This is a genomic window from Mycobacterium colombiense (genome assembly GCF_003284975.1).
GTDB lineage: Bacteria > Actinomycetota > Actinomycetes > Mycobacteriales > Mycobacteriaceae > Mycobacterium > Mycobacterium europaeum_A.
Genome location: NZ_QMEU01000210.1, coordinates 1 through 2704 on the forward strand (window position 1 = coordinate 1; position 2704 = coordinate 2704).

Genomic DNA, 2704 nt, shown 5'->3' on the forward strand with positions numbered 1-2704 from the left:
GGGTCGAACACAGCGAACCCGACGACCCGTTCTGGGATGCCTTGCGCTGCACCGAGGCGCTGGACCGGGTGCAGGTGCCGGTGCTGTTGGTGGGCGGCTGGCAGGACATCTTCATCAGGCAGACGCTGCAGCAGTACGCGCACCTGCGCCGGCGCGGTGTCGACGTCGCGCTCACCGTCGGTCCCTGGACCCACACCCAGTTGCTCACCACCGGGTTTTCCACCTGCGCCCGAGAGGCGCTGGATTGGCTGGGTACGCACCTGGGCGGTGCGGCCACGTCGCACCGGCCCAGCCGGGTGCGCGTCTACGTCACCGGCGGGGGCGGTGGCTGGCGCAGCCTGCCCGACTGGCCGCCCGCCACCACCGAACGCGCGCTGTACCTGCGGCCCGGTGGCTACCTGGGCGAGACCGCGCCGACCCTGAAGGGGTTGGCGCCGGGCACATTTCGTTACGACCCGGCCAATCCGACACCGACCACCGGCGGCCCGCAGCTGTCCGGCAACGGCGGATACCGCGACGACAGCCGGCTGGCATCGCGCGACGACGTGCTGGCCTTCACCAGCGCGACGCTCACCGAGGACGTGTATGTCTACGGCTGCCCGGTCATCGAACTCGCCCATGGCGCGGACAGCCCACACGCCGACCTGTTCGTGCGGGTGAGCGAGGTCGACGCCAAGGGGCGGTCGCGCAACGTCAGCGAGGCGTACCGCCGGCTGCGTCCCGCGGCAAAACCCAAGTCGGAGAAGATAGTTCGCCTCGATCTCGACGGCATGGCCCATCGCTTCCGGGCCGGCTCACGCATCCGCGTGCTGATCGCCGGGGGCTGGTCGCCGCGCTACGCGCACAACCTCGGCTCCGGCGAGCCGGTGTTGACCGGCCGGCAGCCCACGCCGGTCACCCACACCGTGCGCTACGGACGCTCCCGGCTGCTGTTGCCGGTCGGCCCGGCCGAGTTGTCAGCCAACGGCGTCGCGGACCCGGGCGGCGACAGCGGCTAGCGCCGCTTCGTCATGAACGGGGCCACGCCCCGGCGGGGCCGGCACCGGCAGCTCCACCCAGCTCTTGCACCCGCCGTACTCCGGGGTCCGCTCCAGGCGCACCGGCTCGGTCAGCGGGAGCACGGACACGACCAGCACCGCGAGCTTGTGCTTGGGACGAAAGTCCAGGCGGTCGGCACGCACCGACTCGGCGGTCCAGATGTGCAGGTCCTCGATGGCGGGCAGGCCGTCCGGGCGCTCGACCGGCACGGCCGCAACGACTTTCGCGGCGGCCCGGATCACCAGCTCGTCGTCGGTGCTGTCGGCGGCCGCGGGCGCCAGCAGGTCTTGATGCTCGGGGCGCACCCGCTCGGCGTGGCTGTGCGCGACCGTCGGGAACAGCAGGAACTCGCGGGCGGCCAGTTCAAACCGTTTCTCCCCGATGCCGCCCTTGCGCAGCAGCACCCGCTGGCGACCGTCCAGCAGCGCGTGCACCGCGGCGCTCCACTCCTTGAGGCCGGGAGTCGTTGTGGTGACGGTCATTTCGCGTCCGCCATCCGCGCCATCACCTCGGGGCGGCGCAAGGGCGGGACCGTCTTGGGCGGCTGGCGCCGCGGCGGCAGCTGCCCCAGCAACCGCGTCGTCGTCTCGGTGACCTCGGCGACCGCCGCCTCGAACGCGTCGACATTCGCGGCCGAGGGGTGGGTGATGCCGCTGACCTTGCGGACATACTGGCGGGCGGCCGCCGCGATTTCCTCGGCGGTGGCGGCGGGTTGCAGGCCGCGCAGTTCGGTGATGTTCCGGCACATCGTTCCCACGATAAGCGCTGCTCGGCGGCGCCGCTCCCCGACGAACCGGCGGGCGCTAAGGCGGCCCATCGCCCGTGCGGGCCGACTGGCTACGGTGAAGTCATGACCGACGAGATCCTGCTGATCGACACCGACGAGCGAGTGCGCACCCTGACCCTCAACCGACCGCAGTCGCGCAACGCGCTGTCCTCGGCGTTGCGGGACCGCTTCTTCGGGGCGCTGGCCGACGCCGAAACCGACGACGCGGTCGACGTCGTCATCGTCACCGGCACCGACCCGGTGTTCTGCGCGGGGCTGGACCTCAAGGAGCTGGGCGGTTCCTCGGCGCTGCCGGACATCTCGCCGCGCTGGCCGGCGCTGACCAAACCGGTGATCGGCGCGATCAACGGCGCCGCGGTCACCGGCGGGCTGGAGCTGGCGCTGTACTGCGACATCCTGATCGCCTCGGAGAACGCCCGGTTCGCCGACACGCACGCCCGGGTGGGGCTGCTGCCCACCTGGGGCCTAAGCGTGCGGTTGCCGCAGAAGGTGGGAGTCGGGCTGGCCCGGCGGATGAGCATGACCGGGGACTATCTGTCCGCGGCCGACGCGCTGCGTGCCGGGCTGGTGACCGAGGTGGTGCCGCACGACCAGCTGTTGGGTGCCGCCCAAGCCGTAGCGGCGTCGATCGTCGGGAACAACCAGGACGCGGTGCGGGCGCTGCTGGCGTCGTATCACCGCATCGACGACGCGCAGACCGGCGCCGGGCTCTGGCAGGAGGCGACGGCCGCCCGGCAGTTCCGGACCAGCGGCGACGACATCGCCGCCAACCGGGAGGCCGTGCTGGCGCGCGGCCGCTCGCAGGTGCGCTGATCGCCGCGATCTGCGCCGGTCCGTTCCCACCGGCCCCGCCCACGCCATACGATCGACTGATGTATT

4 protein-coding genes are annotated in these 2704 nt (G+C 72.1%); 2 read left to right on the forward strand and 2 right to left on the reverse strand.

The window, feature by feature from the left end:
• A partial coding sequence (locus DQP58_RS26430) for a CocE/NonD family hydrolase (RefSeq protein WP_114149379.1) occupies nucleotides 1–998 on the forward strand: 998 nt, incomplete at its 5' end.
• Here DQP58_RS26430 and DQP58_RS26435 read toward each other — a convergent pair.
• Together DQP58_RS26435 and DQP58_RS26440 are read right to left on the reverse strand one after the other, a co-directional pair.
• Nucleotides 957–1520: a DUF1802 family protein gene (locus DQP58_RS26435; protein ID WP_112710972.1), complete on the reverse strand. Its 564-nt coding sequence runs from the start codon at nucleotides 1518–1520 to the stop codon at nucleotides 957–959. The genes DQP58_RS26430 and DQP58_RS26435 overlap by 42 nt on opposite strands.
• Nucleotides 1517–1786, reverse strand: coding sequence for a DUF2277 domain-containing protein (locus DQP58_RS26440; RefSeq protein ID WP_112710974.1), 270 nt, complete (start codon nucleotides 1784–1786; stop codon nucleotides 1517–1519). The genes DQP58_RS26435 and DQP58_RS26440 overlap by 4 nt, the downstream gene beginning before the upstream one ends.
• A 102-nt stretch (nucleotides 1787–1888) precedes the next feature.
• On the opposite strand from DQP58_RS26440, the gene DQP58_RS26445 reads away from it, so the two are divergent.
• Nucleotides 1889–2638, forward strand: coding sequence for an enoyl-CoA hydratase (locus DQP58_RS26445; RefSeq protein WP_112710973.1), 750 nt, complete (start codon nucleotides 1889–1891; stop codon nucleotides 2636–2638).
• The last annotated feature ends 66 nt before the right edge of the window (nucleotides 2639–2704 follow it).